The 17,561-nt window shown below is 40.1% G+C and carries 9 protein-coding genes and 1 pseudogene (1 of these 10 only partly in view); 4 read left to right on the top strand and 6 right to left on the bottom strand.

Annotated elements, in window-relative coordinates:
• The first annotated feature begins 10 nt into the window (after window positions 1-10).
• Together C1726_RS15835 and C1726_RS15830 are read left to right on the top strand one after the other, a co-directional pair.
• On the top strand, window positions 11-1,210 hold the full coding sequence (locus C1726_RS15835; protein ID WP_102274049.1) for a site-specific integrase: 1,200 nt from the start codon (window positions 11-13) through the stop codon (window positions 1,208-1,210).
• A gap of 255 nt (window positions 1,211-1,465) precedes the next feature.
• Window positions 1,466-2,523, top strand: a pseudogene (locus C1726_RS15830) (IS3 family transposase).
• Between the two features lie 209 nt (window positions 2,524-2,732).
• Here the strand turns inward: C1726_RS15830 and C1726_RS15825 are convergent.
• The 5 genes from C1726_RS15825 to C1726_RS15805 form a co-directional block, all read right to left on the bottom strand.
• Window positions 2,733-4,310: a SagB family peptide dehydrogenase gene (locus C1726_RS15825; RefSeq protein ID WP_102274048.1), complete on the bottom strand. Its 1,578-nt coding sequence runs from the start codon at window positions 4,308-4,310 to the stop codon at window positions 2,733-2,735.
• Window positions 4,311-4,331: 21 nt separating this feature from the next.
• Window positions 4,332-6,278: a TOMM precursor leader peptide-binding protein gene (locus C1726_RS15820; RefSeq protein ID WP_102274047.1), complete on the bottom strand. Its 1,947-nt coding sequence runs from the start codon at window positions 6,276-6,278 to the stop codon at window positions 4,332-4,334.
• Window positions 6,275-8,230, bottom strand: a complete 1,956-nt coding sequence (locus tag C1726_RS15815; RefSeq protein ID WP_102274046.1) for a putative thiazole-containing bacteriocin maturation protein — start codon at window positions 8,228-8,230, stop codon at window positions 6,275-6,277. The genes C1726_RS15820 and C1726_RS15815 overlap by 4 nt, the downstream gene beginning before the upstream one ends.
• Window positions 8,231-8,385: 155 nt before the next feature.
• Window positions 8,386-8,640 carry a heterocycloanthracin/sonorensin family bacteriocin gene (locus C1726_RS15810; protein ID WP_322091019.1) on the bottom strand — a complete coding sequence of 85 codons (255 nt, stop codon included), beginning with the start codon at window positions 8,638-8,640 and terminating at the stop codon, window positions 8,386-8,388.
• A 329-nt stretch (window positions 8,641-8,969) separates the two neighbouring features.
• Window positions 8,970-13,325 carry a S8 family peptidase gene (locus C1726_RS15805; protein ID WP_102275826.1) on the bottom strand — a complete coding sequence of 1,452 codons (4,356 nt, stop codon included), beginning with the start codon at window positions 13,323-13,325 and terminating at the stop codon, window positions 8,970-8,972.
• Between the two features lie 789 nt (window positions 13,326-14,114).
• Here C1726_RS15805 and C1726_RS15800 point away from each other — a divergent pair.
• Window positions 14,115-14,642, top strand: coding sequence for an RNA polymerase sigma factor (locus C1726_RS15800; protein WP_102274044.1), 528 nt, complete (start codon window positions 14,115-14,117; stop codon window positions 14,640-14,642).
• A gap of 88 nt (window positions 14,643-14,730) precedes the next feature.
• On the opposite strand, the gene C1726_RS15795 is transcribed toward C1726_RS15800, so the two are convergent.
• Complete coding sequence (locus tag C1726_RS15795; RefSeq protein ID WP_180968215.1) at window positions 14,731-16,197, bottom strand: methyl-accepting chemotaxis protein; 1,467 nt, start codon at window positions 16,195-16,197, stop codon at window positions 14,731-14,733.
• 241 nt (window positions 16,198-16,438) lie between these two features.
• Between C1726_RS15795 and C1726_RS15790 the strand changes: the two genes are divergently transcribed.
• Window positions 16,439-17,561, top strand: partial view of a short-chain fatty acid transporter gene (locus C1726_RS15790; RefSeq protein WP_102274042.1) — the 5' portion only. Its footprint extends 197 nt past the window's final position; only the first 1,123 of its 1,320 coding nucleotides appear in the window; the start codon lies at window positions 16,439-16,441; the stop codon falls past the right edge of the window.

The following is a 17,561-nucleotide window of genomic DNA, read 5'->3' as shown; positions in this document are numbered from 1 at the left end:
AGGTAAAACGATGGCAAACATCCGCCCAAGAGGAGAAAAATCATTTGTTCTTACTGTAGAAGCTGGATACGATGCTAATGGAAAAAGAGAACGGCGTTATAAGACAATCAAAATAGAAGATAAAGCACTTTTGAAAACTAAAAAGAAATTAAATGATTATCTAGAAGCAGAATATCATAAATTTAAAACTGAGGTTGAAGCTGGCGAGTATATTGCACCAGAGAAATTAACATTAGAGTTATTTGTTACAGATTGGGAAACTAAATATGCTGTAAAAGAACTAGCAGAAACTACACTGGCAAACTATTTATCTCATATTAAAAATCATATATTACCCGCAATTGGCCATATGATGTTAATTCAAATAAAACCAATGCACATAATAAATTTACTTGATAAAGCAAAAAGAGCAGACGGTAGTGATAAACTGCTTTCCGAGCGAACCAAGCAAGATATTTACTTAGCATTAAGGAATATTTTTGAACGTGCTGTGGAGTGGAAAATCATTAAAGATAATCCAGTTAACACAGTTAAAAAGCCTCGAATAAATGAAGATCAAGAAGTAAACGTATATGACGAAGATGAAATTTCAGCTTTATTTATTGCTGCAGAGAATGAGCCTTTTCATTGGAGAATGTTTTTAACACTCGTTTTGGCAGCTGGATTAAGACGAAGCGAGGCACTAGGATTGGAATGGCCTATGGTAAACTTTGATAAAGGAACAATTGATATAAAGCAAGCTATTACAAAAGGAAGAAAAGGTCCAGTAATCAAAGGACCTAAATCAAAGAAATCCAAACGTTTAATTTCTCTTCCTTCATCTGTCATTAATGAATTTGAATCGTACCACCTTCACTGGAAGAAAGAAAAAATGAAAATGAGGGATATGTGGGTTGAGGAGAAGTATAAATGGGTCTTCTGTAATGAAGATGGCACTCACTTTTATCCAGATACTCCAACTACATGGTGGACACGTTTTACCAAAAGAGTAGGAGTAAGATATATCAAACTCCATGATCTCAGACATACATCTGCTACTCTTTTAATAAACCAAGGGGTCCACGCAAAAATTATTTCGGAGCGTTTAGGTCATTCAGATATACGAGTAACAATGAACACATATGGTCATGTCTTAAGAAAAGCAGATCAAGAAGCTGCAAATAAGTTAGATGATCTTTTTACTAAGAAGTCTAAAGTATCGAATTCATAAGTTGTCGCCGAACTGTCGCCGAACTTCGGCGACAACCTTCATTTTGTATCCTATAGGAACCTATAACCATCCTAATAAACCCTTGATACAATTGACTTTAACTAGGAACATTTGTTTCATTCCAGTACTGTCATGTGCACTGGCAGCGTAGAGGTCAGGGGTTCGAGCCCCCTATGCTCCATATGAAAAAACCTTGTATATGAGCTGCACCCCCATTGTTAGACACCAACTAACAATTGGAGGTGCAGTTTTTCTATGGCTAAATTTAGTGTAGAAGAGAAGTTAGAAGCTGTAAAAAGATATTTAAATGGCAATGAGAGTACAAGAGATATTGGTAAAGAAATAGGAGTTACTCACCGTAATCTTTTAACATGGGTGAAACAATATGAACATAATGGCGTTAAAGCCTTCATTAAACGATGTACAAATTACACTCAAGAGTTTAAACTAGACGTACTAAATTTTATGACTGAAAATGGTACGTCCTTTAACGAATCAGCAGCTGTCTTTAAAATAGCAGCTCCTTCAACAATTCCTGCTTGGAAAAAGCAATTTGAAACACAAGGAATTTCTGCCCTTCAGTCGAAGAAAAAGGGGCGTCCATCTATGAAAAACGTTTCAAACAAACAACCAAAACAAGCATCCACTGAGGACTCTATTAAAACACTTGAAGCACGCATCAAACAGCTCGAAATGGAAAACGAGTATTTAAAAAAGTTGAATGCCTTAGTTCAAAACAAGGGAAAATCACCAAGCAAGACAAAGCGCAAGTAGTCTATGAATTAAGGCATAAATATCCGGTGAAAGCACTTGTGAAACTCGCTGGTATCCCACGCAGCACGTATTATGATTTAGTGAAGCGAATGAATCAACCAGATCCAGCTGCCAATTTGAAAGTGGAAATCAAAGCGATTTATGAGAAACACGAAGGTCATTATGGGTACCGTCGTATTCGCGATGAGCTATCGAATCGTGGACAAAAAGTGAATCATAAGAAGGTTCAACGCATCATGAAAGAGTTAGGTTTAAGATGCTTAGTGCGTATGAAAAAATATAAATCGTATAAAGGTGCGGTTGGTAAAATTGCACCCAATATCTTAGACCGCCATTTTACAGCTTACGATAACTCGGTGATGGAGAACTTCTTTGGTATTATGAAGTCGGAATTCCTATACTTAAAGGAAGTTGAAAGTGTAGAACATTTTAAAATAGAATTAGAAAAATATATCAATTACTATAATACGAAACGGATGAAGGCAAAATTAAAAATGAGTCCGGTGCAATACCGAACTCATTTTACTCAAGCTGCCTGATGAAATAACCGTGTCTAACTTTAAGGGGTCACTTCAATATCAAGGGTTTTTTCTTTTTTTTACTCATTTATTTTCTTGTAATTATCAAGTTGTCGCCGAAATAAATTTTTGCTATTTTTACACCGCATTCCCGACTTGTTTTGAAACATTTAGTTTTAATAAAGAAACTTGAGACGGTATGGGAAAAGGGGTGAAACATTTAAAGTGAATTAGCTGTGCAAACTTCCCCTCAGCCAAGGGCGAGAGCGGTAGAGACCAATTGGAATTTGGATTAGGCTGGTCTTTCCTTGCTCATCCATTTTATAGAGTTCATCACTAGAATTCGCATCAAATCCAAGAAGCGGGTGCCCACCCATCCCGAGAGCTGATGCAGCCAATAGCAATCGCTGCACGAGCATGCCTGCTTCCATCTGTTGGATTCGATATCCCCTGTATCCTAGTTCTTTTTTATAGAATTCCTTGTCACCAGCCACATGAAGGCAAAGTGGTACTTGGAGCAAATTTACATTATCCAGAGACATGCCAGTCTGCAAATGGAGTCGATGGTCTCCTGGGCAAATTTCTCTTAGCATGTGTTCTTTGCTGTCATAATAGTAAGCCCCATTTGAAATGCCTTCAACATTATATAAACAGCTGTAAATTGTTACACGAGGGAAGCAGCTTCTATATGCTTCATCCAAATCATTTCGGTATGGAAAAGAAGCCGTTGCTTCTAGAAGTAGGGTAGCCAGTTGTTGTTGACTTACCATCCCCAAAACGAAATCTATGTCGGGAGAAAATCGGTTTTTGCAGGTCTCGGCCAGATCATACGACAGGGGCTCTATATGAGGTAATACCACTCCGGGATCCACACATTCCGCAATCCCCCTCCCCTCATTCACCCGAAATGTCCATGTGGAATCCAGCTTAGAAGCTTCGTTCATCGCAGTGATCATCGGATATTCTCTGACATTAAGTGACCGCTCGAAATGTTCTGGGTGAATCGCTGGCAGCTCTTGTCTCAATTCCTCCGATAGAACATTTTCGTAAAGGTCCCTTCCGTTAGTAGACCAGTTCGTGGGTTCTACCGATAGTGGGATTACACTGTAGACGCTTTCCTCTTGTTCGGATAGTCCAAGCAAATGATTGATTGCGGTATCAAGAAATTGAAAGTACACCCCTGAGGCGAAGCCAAACCGTTTCGCTACCTCCATTAACTGTCCAATCAGCACACCAGCATCCAACCCTTGGAGCCGATACGCAAAGTTGTTGTATTTAAAGAAATTTTTCCAGAACATTGTCGACACAAAGACAACGCCAAAACACGAGGAGATGTCACACCGATTGCCCAGAGCCTTTTCAATATAAGAATCAAAATTCCCTTCCCTCAGCAATACCAGGCTATGGTGTGCTGCATCATAATGATAGACTCCATCACGGAGTCCCTCCACCTTCAAATACACGTACAATTCATTAGGGTACAAGGCTCCGCCAGAAGGAGCAAACCGCCGATACGACTGCAAAGGGTAGGAATCTTCCTCTGTGGAATCCATGGGAAAGACTGATTGGCTCAATTGAGTAAAACCGAATACATACCAGAGAAAATGACCGATTCTATTAAGATCCAGTCTTGCGGGAGATTCTTCTCCTGTAAGCGTCAGCGGTACTTCCGTAGACAATGGAACAACCGGTAATCCACGGTAGAGTTTATAAGCAAGCGGCGCATCCTCCCAATCAGCTTCCCAGTTCGGCTGATTTGCCTTATCAATATCAAAATGAAGATTGTGCAGAAATTTTTCCAGACTCATTCTCTACCTCCTAATCACTGCTTAAGGAAACGGATGCGGATGTGGATTGAGTTGTTCTCGTGTCAATGGTTTATTTGTATACCCAAGCTCCATAGGGACGCGAAGTACCCTCTCAAGCCCTGTCAGACGGGTAAGGTGATGTCCGAATGTCATTGGCAGCATCCCCGGAATTAGTACTTTTACGCAATACAATCCGTTTCGTCTCGTTTCCGGTGTCGTCTGGTCTACTATAATTACATCAAGGTTTAGCTGTCGGAACACCTGAAGGATGTCTTGCAAATCACCGGTAAGATCCGTATGATTCGACTTCCACTTAAACTCCTCCTTAAAAGTCCGCATTGCACCATTGTCATCAAGCAAAAAGCTTAAGCGTTCTTCTGCTTGCGGCAAACCGTATAACATGCCGTGGTCATCCATCTGGCGTACAAGGGAAGAATCATGCAGCATTCTTTCATACTCCTCGTAGTTCGCATCAAATTTTTCATCAAGGTTCAGCATCATTCCAGCAAGTTCGTGAACCGCGCTTTTCACTGCCCGTACCGGATCCAGATGTGCTCCGGCAGCACATATAAGATTCAATCCCTTTACTTTTCTGTTTTTAGCCATTGCCCAAATACTTGGAATACCATGTTCCATCGTGGAGTTATACAAATACAAATCATACCCAGCGACCGCTCGCATCCGTTCGACCATTAATTCCAACTCCTGGTCGTCAGCTGTAAAAGGATCGAGTCTTGGAAGGTTTAGCTTCGCGTACCAAGTCATAAGGAATGAATCACGTTCGACCACTTCCATAATTCCGTAGAAAATGGCCTCCTCTAAACTTCCTCCAAGCGCACATCCATTGGAAGTTTCATAGATAAAACCTTGTGACCCACATCCAACACTGTAATAGGCGAGGAGCTCTGGAACTAGAATTGGACGCTCTTCTAACAGTGAATAACCCCATACCCAATTTATAGAACGTGAAGGATCAAACGATTTAAACGGAAAACCAGACTGCGCATATTGTTCCTTTGCATGTACCCCTACCTTCAATGGATTGAGCGCTTGATGTTCCAGGTTACGAAAACTATCATGAATGACTGTCCGTTTGCCACGCGGCTCCAAACCGCAGTACCGCTCCAATCCCTCTAAAATGGCTGTCAACACGCTTTCTGCGTATGTATGAGTCCGGCCAGCTGTTCCCTCGTCCCCAGCAAACATAGGCAGATTGACACTCGCATCAGCAAATGGAGTGACTAGATCATACATTCTACTATTCAAAAGGCCAGTACGATTATCCAGATAGTCTTTAAGAATAACCTTTTTCATCTCATCCAATGGCCGGCAGCGGAAACTGCTCGAGCTGATTTTCGGACTTGGCTGCAGTGAAATTCGGGCTAATGTCTGTGAATCGTCGGGTAATCGACTACAGATCGGACACAACGGGTCTGGCAGAAAGGAATGCAAAGAACATTTCAGTGTTTTCAAGTCAATTAAATACACCCTGCCTTCCGAATAAGCCATGTCACCTTGTAATAAATTTTGTACCTCATGCCCAATCAGGTAAGCCATTTGCAATAGTCCAGTTCTTGAAGCCCACGGGTCACTTTTCATTCCTCCTGCCACAGCCAGACTCTGTTGTACCTCCCACATTTCTGTCCGGTCACGTCCTCCCTTGAGACGCCTCATGTCCGCACATTGAGAGCAACCAGCTGCACCTGGACGTACGAGCGGACCAACTACTCCCTCTCCAAATGAAATGAAGCCTCTTAGCCAGGGCGTACCAGTCTTTCGTAACACTTCTTCCGCCTTTCGATGAACAGAGGGTTCCCAACCATCATTCAAAACAAGGGCAAAATCAGTATTTTTGGGAACTTCTTCTTCAAAATTGGTCTTACGAATAACATGTTGGTATGCTGATAGTTCCTCACTTACGAGGTCCGCCAGCACGCCTTCTCCGATAACCCAAACGAAGGAACTCAATGTGATTCCTCCTCTAGCAGCAAAACACCAAACACTCCGTCTAGCTGCTCTTTAAAAACAGGTTCAAGCTCTATTTCGAATACTAAGACCCGTTTTCCATTCCGTTCCAATATTCCCATAGCTTCCTGCAGGGTGTCCGCTTGTATCCTCTCCTCATACGCAGGAATGCTAAGACTAACCGGCATCTTCTCTTCCAAAAGTACGGACGTTGCCTCACAGGCTAGTTCATTAGAGGAATCCGGTTTGTTTTGTACTTTGATAAGTGCCTGCTGTAATGCCTTCCGTAACGCCATTGTTATATTTAAATCTGCCCTGCCATACCATCCATCTTTCGTACCTACCCATACTACAGGAAAACCAGATACCTCCTTTCCTGTTGCGATAATTGGCGCTCCCCGCATCGTAGTCAGTGCCTTTAAATAGAACCGGCATCTCTCATCTTCTATAAAACTCAACTGTACTTGAGAAACACAATACTTTGGATTAAGTTGTTGCTTGCTAAGTTCTTCTGCCAAACACTTTTGCAGCCCACGGCCAACACCTTCCACAAACGATTCACCAGCACCAACACCGACAATTTCCTCCGGTACGACTAAACGTCCTTCAACATTTTTATTTATTGGCAAAGTATTAACGATCAAACTGATCATTCGGGACATATACATTTCAATCCCAGTTAGCCCTGCTTCTCTTCGTGCCTCTTCATGAGTCAAACCTGAACAGACAATGTCTTGCATCAACTCAGCCGGACCCTCCGACAACGGGTCTACTGCCTGAACGCGGCACTGAGCTAACGGAAGCTGCTTTAAATCTCCCTCCTCCCAAATATGGAAGATACCCGATTCCTCTGACGTCAGCTGGTTGAAATAAAGAAGTAATTTACCTGGATCAACTTTCTTTAAGCCTATTTGCAGCCGGCTTTCGACATCTTCAATCCATTCAGCAGAAATACCGCTTGTTACCAGTGGATGAGGCAAAAGTGAATGCCAGTTTCCCTCCAATGTATCCAAATCCAGAAGAAATACCCTATTCCTCTGTTCCAATCCCATGACTCCTGTAATCTCTTTAAACATTTCAAACACGATCACATTGGCTAACAACGATCCTGGAGTGGCAGAGAAGGGAGGAAGGTGCTTATTTTTGACTAAAACAGTATGGTGTAAACGGCGCCACGCTGTCTCCCAACACACCTCAGAATCTGGATGTACTAATGGACCTGCTAAGCCTACCTGCTGCAGACATATGGCGGGAAGAAACAACTTCTTCTCTTCCCTGCAAACAGTATGAAGTTGACTAAGTTCCTCTAGTTCTCCCTCCTGACTCACATACATAATCGAATCAAAGGGCTTCACTATTTCTCGCCATCCCTCCTTCTTTTGCGGAACTTCCTCTAAGTCAACCTCTGGGTCTATTTTTCGTACATGTTCCACGAGTTCTTTTAACCTCTGTCTATTGGTCGGAACCTTGTCTGTGATTAGGACCCGGATCTTAGTCAAACCCGATTCAATCAACGAAGAAACCAATGAATTTAAAATAGGACCCGAGCCAACTGCCAACACTTTGGCCTGACGGAAAACTTGAAAACGTGCCGCCCCAGAACCAACTAAATTATCCACAAATTCAATTTGAGATGCATACTTCTTAATTTGATCATCCGACAATTGGTGCGGAAGGTCTTGGCTCAAATCTCGTACATACCCATTTGCATATAGCACTTCTGCAATTTCATATACTCGATCCCGGTATGGGCCAGGCAATCCGTTAGTCAAATGCTCTAACGTATACTCCCCATTGAACATCGGCAACAACTTCTCAATCCATTGATCGATCCCACTGCCTTCAATACGGAATGAACTTAAGTTGTTTCGAAAATACACTCCTCTGTTTGGTTCAGGGAGATAAAACGTGTCTCTTTTCACTTTCATACGCATAGAAGGGTTCAAATTTGCCATTTCTCTCCTCCATCCCCCTTGTGAACATCAATATTCAATATCACTGTCACTAACATCGTATGTATTTCAATTTGTCCGTTATGTCTTATCTTATAGAGAAAGACCCCTGCAAAAATGCACGGGTCTTTCTCAAATAGAAAACTAAGCTAATCGGCTTAGCTGCCTCCACCGCCACAACGGCCGCCGCCGCATCTGGAGCAATTTGAGCAGCGAAAACAGTTAAAGCAGTTAGAGCAGCGGAAGCAACTAAAGCAGTTAAAACAATTAAAGCAGTTAAAACAGCTAAAACAACTAAAGCATCGGCCAAAACCAAATCCCAAACCAATAAATTGTCTATCCTGATCAGTATAGTACTGATTTTGATCCCAAGGGACTGCCTGTGTCGCTTGGAAATCACCAACATTCAACATTTGAAGTTCACTTTGGAAATTATTCATTTTTTTCCTCCTCAAACAAATTAATAAGGGATGCCAGCAACTTGAAACGGGAACAGCCGAGTAAAATCGAAAAAGAACTGTATACCATATTAATACATTAAATATTTGGAATATTCATCATCAGATTATGTACAATAGTTGGGTATTGTTACTGATACAAAAGCCTAATTTAACGGAACTAGAAAAGACTCCCCCTATGCTCCATACGAAAAAACTCTTAGTGCATTAGTGCATCTAAGAGTTTTATTCATTTTCATAATGAAACAGGCCCATTACAGATGAATGGGCATGATGAAGATTACTTAGTTAAGTGCATCTCCGTTTTCTTCTTCATTTTTGTCAGGATCCTTTTCTTCTTTGCTGCCTTCTTCCTTATCGTCTTCCTTATCTTCTTTCTTTTTCTCATTAATGTACAGCTTGCCATCAGCAACTTTACGTGTTTCGTTGCCAAATTCATCCGTTACTTTCACTTCTATTTCAGCTCCAGGTGCCACTACATTTGATGTAGCTGTATAGTACCCAACATAATGTCCTGGATCAGTTTCCATCATAGGTAGCTCTGTTGCATTAGCAATATCACCAGCATTTGTTAAAGGCATTCTAATGGCAAAGGTTGCTTTAAGCCCAGGTGCACTATCAAATTCAATCTTTACGGACTCACCCTTCTCCAATTCTTTATCTTCGGTTGGAAGAAGATTTTCAATTGCTGGAGCAGTGTAAAAAGCATTAACTGTAACTGATTTCTCAACTATGTTTCCTGCTTTATCCTGAGCCACAACAGTAATAACATTCTCACCTTCATTTAGAAGGATACGAAGAGAGAATTTTCCATCTGCAATTTTCGCGTCTTGCCCATTTACTTTAACAGTTTCTAAATGCTCATCAGAAACGTTTCCTTCAACTGTTACTGTTTCCTTGTTCGTTTGCGATTTATCTTCTGGTGAGGTAATTTCAAGGTCAGGATTTGTTTGATCAAAAATGATTTTCACGGGATTAGAAGCATCAGTTGATCCTAACTCTGTTGTTACTTTTGCAGTTAGGATGTTCTCTCCTTCTGACAGTGTAACATCAGCAGAGAATGCTCCCGCTTCTGTTGCTTCTGTAGCAGCAATCTCTTCACCATTGTTGTAGAGCTTAACAGTAGCTGCTGGTGAAGCTGTTCCTTCGACCTTCACTGTACCTTCTTTTGAATAGTCACCGTCTTTAGGAGAAATAATAACTGGCGCAGTCACTTCATAATTGACAGTGGCACGGATCATATAATTTCCTTCTTCTTGCGGAGAAGGAGTCCATGCTCCACTAACCAGCTGCCAGCTTCGCTTTGCATTTGGTCCATTTTCATCTGTCGCTAAGCCAGGAGAACTTGTATTAATTGCACTTTGAATGTAAACCATGTAGAAATCACCGTTCACCATAATTCCGTGCTCGTTTAAATCAACATGTGTCCATTCACCGTTTCTTAGAGCTGTTGCATCAAATGGTCCTGCTAATTTTTTCCCAGGAGCTCCATCTGGACCACTTGCATCATAAACTTCAACCTTGAATCCAGTACCTCCTGGAACTGGCCACTCAGTATCCCAGAAACGGAATAACCCACCAGTAACCATGGCACTTTCGTGTCCTTCTGCTAGAGACATTTTAACAGCCCATCCATTGCCCGCATCATAGAATGCACGTGCATTTTCTGCTGTTCCATCATCATAGCCGATTTCTCCAGCGTATCCGATAAATGGTTTTAACTGTACATTTTGTTCAATTGAACCTTCGCTGATTGCAATCTCAAATTCCTGACTATAGTAGGAAGGCGCCATTACTTTTAACGTATAGGTCCCTTCATAAGCTGTTAATGAATACTCACCGCTAGCATTTGTTTCTACTGGCTGAACAGCGGCATCTTCAACTAAAAGAAGCGTTGCGTTTGATACTGGCTCCCCAGTTGCTTCGTTTGTAACAGTTCCAGTCACCGTTCCTCGAGGGATTTCCTCCAGGACAAAGTTAGCCGTAACTTCACCATCTTGCGGGATATTTACAGTCTGAGATTGTGAGCGATAGCCATATGCTTCCGCCTGAACAGTAAAGCTGCCTGATGCATGTGTAAATTCATATGTTCCATCTTGAGGTTTAGTGAACACAGATCTGCCAGATTCTAAAACACTTACCTCAGCTGTTAATGGAAGAAGTGCAGGTGCAGGCTGTTTTTGGCTGCCTTCGTCCTTTACGATCGCATCCTTCTTAGGTAGAATTTTGTTTGGATCTACTTTTTCATCCTTTAATGTGGCTTTAGAGTCGTCTTTAGCAGTATCTGGTTTTGTTATACCAAGGTTAGCTTTATTAGATGCCTGAAGAGGTGTACTAGCAAGCTTTACATCATCAATGTACCAGCCTGGTCTAACTACAGAACCATCCGTTGTTACGTTAAAACCTACATAGATTCTTTGACCCGCATATTCGCTTAAATCTACTTCATCGTCAATCCAATCAGCTGTGATATCATTAACGCGAAGCATCTGCGTCCAGTTTTCCATGTCCGTCGAAACAAACACATGACCGAAATCATAGTTTTTCTCTAGGTTGTGCCACTGTTTAAATTGTAAGAATGCATTCCCTTCTGGAAGGTCAATTGGCGGCATAACTAAAGTCATGTTTGCACTGGCATCATAGTTTCCTGCGAGGTTAGTAGCAAACACCTTTTCACCAGATGCAGCCTTGCTTGGTCCAGAAGTTGGCACTCCCCATTGCCAGCTGTTTTTTACTCCGTATGATGTCCAGCCAATTGGTTCTGATTCAAAATCTTGAGAATAGCCGACAGTAATTCCAGGCTTAACGGAAACTTGGTACGTATCTGTTCCAACTTCGTTTCCACCAAAATCATTGACTTTCCATTTGTATGATACTGAAGGAACGGCAATATCTTCACCAGGAATGGCTGCCGTATATGTTCCATCTTGGTAATCTCCAGAAACTCTGCTTGCTTGGACAGTCGCCCAGCTGCCATCTGATTTTAAGTATTCGAGGACAACATTCAATACACTAACATTGTCAGTTGCCTTCAATTCTAGAGGCAGGTCCATTCCTGCGTATGTTTCCTGAGGCGCATGATGTTCTACAACTGGTTCCTCATTGTCATTGCCTTCTTTTGCAACTTGCCCCTTTATTTTTCCAAGACCAGATATGACAGAAGAAACTGCATCAAAAGCATTAACAAGACCTGATCCAAAGCCATTATTTGGTGATGTCGGATATGTTCCATTTGTTAGCGGAGTAGCTGTTGTCGTTAAAATCTCTTCTATTTCATCCACTGTTAAGCTCGAATCTACTTGCCTAAGCAATGCTGCAACTGCTGAAACATGAGGTCCTGCCATAGAAGTCCCATTCCATCCGCCTTCATAATTGCTTCCTGGAACAGATGAGCGAATGTTTACTCCTGGTGCAGAAATATCAGGCTTGATTTCTTCATAAGGAGATGGGCCTTGAAGCGAGAAGCTTCCTAGTCCATTATTTATATCTGTTGCACCTGTAGCATATGATTCTGGATAGTTAGCCGGGTTGGCAATAGAGCCCGGTCCCCCAGGATTTCCTGCTCTAGTATTTCCTGCTGAGAATTCAGGGAAGATTTCCGCTGCGCGCCATGCTTGAACCATTGGGCGGTACCATTCATCAAGCCCTGGACCTCCACCCCATGAGTTATTAACAACATCTGGCGCTTGTTCAGGATGCGGGTTTCCTGCAGCATCCTTTGGTGCTAGTATCCATTCACCCGCAGCTAAAAGATCACTATCTGATCCTCCACTCGCTGTAAAGGCTTTAACGGCAATCCATTTCGCACCAGGAGCGACCCCGATTTGATTCGAACCATTTGGCTCACTTCCCACCATTGTACCCGTTACATGTGTTCCATGACCTTGATCATCATATGCTGCTGCTCTTCCTGCTGTAGCATCAAACCAGTTGAATTCATGTGAAGGAGAATTTGGATTGGCTGGATTATAGCCTCGATATTTTTCTTTTAATGCCGGGTGATCCCACTGTACACCTGTATCTATGGAAGCTACAACTGTGCCTGAACCATCAATTCCCAATTCCCAGACAGCCGGTGCACCCACTCGGTCAATATTCCATTCAATTGAATTTGTATTCGCTTTCGGTTCCTTTCCAAGCTGCATAGATGGTTTTTCTGCAACTTTTTCAGGGATATGAAGTTGTCTCATTTCATTTGGAAGTACTTTTTCTACTTCTGGGAAGGCAGCAACTTGTTCCATAACATCTTTCGTTGCTGTAACTGCGATAGCATTGACAATGTAGAAGGATTGGATTTCTTTCGCTTTCCCTTCTTGTTCTTGCTTTTGGAGGAAGTCTGCTACAGAGCCTTGAGTTTCAATGGCTGTTGATCTTAATGCTGAAAGGACTGCTGATCGCTTCATGTATTTTGCTTTTGCAGGAGTAAGGTTTTGATTTAATGCATTTTTTTCTGCCTTTTTTGCTGCTGCAGCCGGATCGGCTTGTTCTTTAAATTTAATTAAGAATGTGACTTCATCTTGCTTATCGAATTCATCTTGTAACCTATTGCTAATTTTGTTTTCAGAAGATTCTGGTGGAGATTTCTTTAGAGAAGTGTGCGGTGAACTATTTCCTTCTGCATGCCCCATATTCGGAAACATGAGTGGGAGAATTAAAAACGCGATTGACAGAATGGACAGCAAACGAAATCGTACTTTTCCTTTTTTCCCCACAATAATTCCTCCTCATTCATTTGTTTAATTGCAATTAATTAACACTAGCCTCCAGTTAGAAAATAACCACCTCCAGCTGGGGTCATGACCCCCTTGTTACTGAAACTTTAGCTAATAAAAAAAAAGAAAGTTGTCGAATACTCAGGAAGGAAAAGTGTACCAGATTAAAATGAGAGGAATGCATTAAGAGGGAAAAAGATATTTAGTCTGAAAGGTTCAGTAATAGAACATACTACTTAGCTGAAAATACTCTATTTTCAATAGAAATCCATTATTTGAGAATATGTATTAGGAAAAAATAAGAAGAAGGAATGGAAGGGGATTTTTTCAAAAAAGTTCCATGGTTAAAACGAAAGGGAGCTTTAGACTCTATGATTTTCTGCCTAATAAAGAATTTATTAGACAATATAAATCTGAAATAGTTAATAAGATATGTAACCTTTTTGAAAATCAAAAATAATACGTTTGAAAAGCAAAAGTAACATACTTAAAGATTTAATTACAAATTTTATTAAAAAAGGATTCTATTTACCTACATTTTAAACAGGTATAGGAAGATAGAAACAGACTCACAATTACTTTATGAATATAAGAAAAACGGTACTGGAAAACTTTTCTAATTGTTAGTATTGTAGACAGTATTACATAAAACCTGTTCATCATATCTTTCTTTTTCAATCTTTTCGTCTAAAAATTTGCTTAAGGGGCGTCGGCAAAATGAAAAAATTTTCTGCAGATACTTTTGAACAACTATACAAAGAATATAGTGATAAAATATTCAGTTATATTTACCTCCTTGTAAATGACAAGGAGGATGCTGAAGATTTAACCCAGGACACCTTTATTAAGGTTTATAGAAATTTGGATAAGTTATATGGTAAATCCAATTTATTTCCATGGCTATTCAGTATTTCTAGAAATGTAACGCTCGACTATTTCGGGAAAAAGAGCTTGTTAACAACATTTTCTTTAGATAAGTATCAATTTGAGTCAAATCAGCAGACGCCTTTAGAGTTAATTATGAAAGGCGAGAGAATGAATATATTATATGAGGCAATTCATAATTTACACCTTAGTTATCAAAAGGTGCTTATTCTTAGGAAAATTAAAGAACTTTCTATAAAAGAAACCGCGGAGATATTAAACTGGAATGAAAACAGAGTAAAAATAACAACTTCAAGAGCTATAGCAGCATTAAAAAGAGAATTAATGAAAAAAAGGAAAAACTACGATGAGATTATTTGAATATGCTTAATTAATGTCAAAAAACCACGTCATAATGACATGGTTTTTAACATTTTTTTCATGTTAGCTTAACAATCTATTACCGAGCTCACTTTAAAAGATTCGAAAGATTTTGTGTAGCACGATTCGTTTCTTGAATTAAGCGTGAAAGTTGTTCTTTGTTATCGGTTTGTGATTGAACGGTTGCTGAAATTTCTTCCAGAGAGGAGGAAGCTTCTTCTAATATAGACGCAAATTCATTTACTGCTACTTCAATCGCATCTGTTTCCTGGTCAATATTTTTGGCAACTCCGCGGAATGACTGAATTTCTTGTTGAAGATGTTGAATAGAATGCTGAATGGATTCAAAAATCGATTGATTCTTCACCGTTCCTTGAATATTTTCGTCCATTTTACTAGAAACAAGATTCATTTGATTTTGTGTTTCACGGTTGTTGATATGAACTTGATTTAAAGTAGCAGAAATTTGAATGGCTGTTTGATCTGAGGTTTCCGCAAGCTTGCGAATTTCTTCAGCAACAACAGAAAAACCTTTTCCTGCTTCTCCCGCTCTTGCTGCTTCAATCGATGCATTCAAAGCAAGCAAATTCGTTTGAGCAGTTATTCCTTGGATTGCTTGGATAGAACTTAAGGATGACTCAATATTTTCACTTAATTGGTTCATATCCTTTTCCATCAATTCAATAAACTGCTTAAATTCCTGCATTTGATCGCTCATGATTTGAGATTGTGAGCGGCCCTCTTCTATTTGGTCTGTCATTTGATTGGTAGAGTCATTAATTTGTATCACACGTTCGTTCATTGATTCTACTTGTTTAGAAGTACTTTCAATTGAATTCATTATATTGCTGATCGCATTTCCTTGTGATTGTGTTCCTGCTGCTATCTCCTGCAAGGCAACATTAAGTTCTATCGTTACCTGCTTTTCCGATTCCGATTGTTCCTCTACCATCTGCATATTACTAGCAATGATTTGTGAGTTTTCCTCTAAAACTATGCGCTGCCTGGATTCACTTTCCAGCTTTTCTTCTGCCGAAGTCTGCAGCTTTTCAAGATCGGACTCAAGTTTCCCCATAATTTTTTGCTGAAAAAACAACACAATGACAGCAAGAGAAAATAGTAATAAATAAGTAGAAATATCAGAGGAATAGATCTCGCCATTTAGAGCAAAGGCAAAAGCCAATAAGCCAACTCCAAAAGCCGTTCCTATTAGATAAAGAACAATATTCATATAAAGAGCCGAACAAACTAATAAATAGTAAATGAGTGATAGATTATTCTCAGAGGGACTGATTAAAATAATCATTCCAAGAATAATAGTTAAACCTACTATTGCGAAATAAGCAATTTGTTTCGTTAAACGTTTGGATAGATGTAAAAATGCGATAATGGAACATAGCACTGCTCCACCTATAGCGATTGTCAAAATAAGCTGGAGTGCTTTTCCTAAACTGGCTTCAACTACCACACCTAGAATAACTGAAATGATTAACATAATCAGTGTGATTCTATTTTTCTTTCTTAATGTTTCTATTTGTAACTCTTTGATTGACATCCTCATTCTCCTTCAATACATTTCCGCATCTATTTTACTAGAAAATTTTCCAATTGTATATAGTTCCCTATGGCGATGGACCTAAATGAAACCTTGGACTTGTTTAACAAACAGTTCCTATCTTATTTTCCTTATAATTATGATGGTAAAAGTTAATATCACAAAAAAATTGAAGGAATATAAAGAATATTATAGAAATATTGAATAATAGTTATAAGAATTACTAGAAAGGAGAAAATCAATGAAAGCACTCGTTTCATTTTTTAATCGAGTCATGCAGCGGTACTTGCCTGATCCATTTTTATTTGTCATTATTTTAACTTTTGTCGTGTTTGTACTTGGCCTTATATTCACCGAAAGCGGACCTTATCAAATGGTTCAGCACTGGGGGAATGGATTTTGGGGACTGCTAGTCTTTACCATGCAAATGGTTCTTGTTTTAGTAACTGGACATGTTCTTGCAAGCAGCAGAATTTTTAAAAAGGGATTAGGAGCACTTGCTTCTACAGCTAAATCACCGGGACAGGCCGTTATCATTGTAACGGTTGTCTCCCTTATTGCTAGTTGGATAAACTGGGGATTTGGTCTTGTCATTGGGGCTTTATTTGCAAAGGAATTGGCAAAAAAGGTGAAAAATGTTGATTACCGGCTTTTAATTGCAAGCGCTTACTCCGGTTTTGTTATTTGGCATGGGGGGATTTCAGGCTCAACACCATTAACCATTGCCACAGAAGGGCACTTTTCACAAGATTTGATTGGGATTATTCCAACAAGTGAAACGATTTTTTCTGGTTTTAATCTCGCCATTGTTATCGCTTTATTCTTAGTCCTTCCAATCGTTAACCGGCTGATGATGCCTTCTAAAGATGAAACAATAACTGTCGATCCCGCCTTATTACAGGACGATATGCAGGCCGCTGCAATTGAAAAGGCGGACATGACTCCTGCAGAACGGCTAGAGAATAGCCGAATACTCTCTCTGTTAATTGGTCTATTTGGGATTGTGTTTTTATTCTACTATTTTGTTCAAAATGGTTTTAAACTAAATCTTGATATTGTTAATTTCTTATTTTTATTCTTGGGCATTCTTTTCCATGGGACGCCAAAGCTTTTTTTAGAGGCAGTTATGAATGCCGTAAAAGGTGCAAGCGGGATCATTATCCAATTTCCTTTTTATGCCGGTATTATCGGAATGATGACAGCGTCAGGATTAGCTGCAGTTATCGCTAATGGATTCATATCGGTATCTAATGAATTCACATTTCCATTATTCACTTTCTTAAGTGCTGGCTTAATTAATATCTTCATTCCATCTGGAGGAGGTCAATGGGCAGTTCAAGCACCTGTCGTGCTGGATGCGGCTA

Origin of the sequence: Cytobacillus massiliigabonensis, assembly GCF_900199725.1 — a bacterium.
Lineage (GTDB): Bacteria > Bacillota > Bacilli > Bacillales > Cytobacillaceae > Cytobacillus > Cytobacillus massiliigabonensis.
Note: the sequence above shows the minus strand (reverse complement) of the source record. Positions and strands in the feature narration are given on the sequence as shown.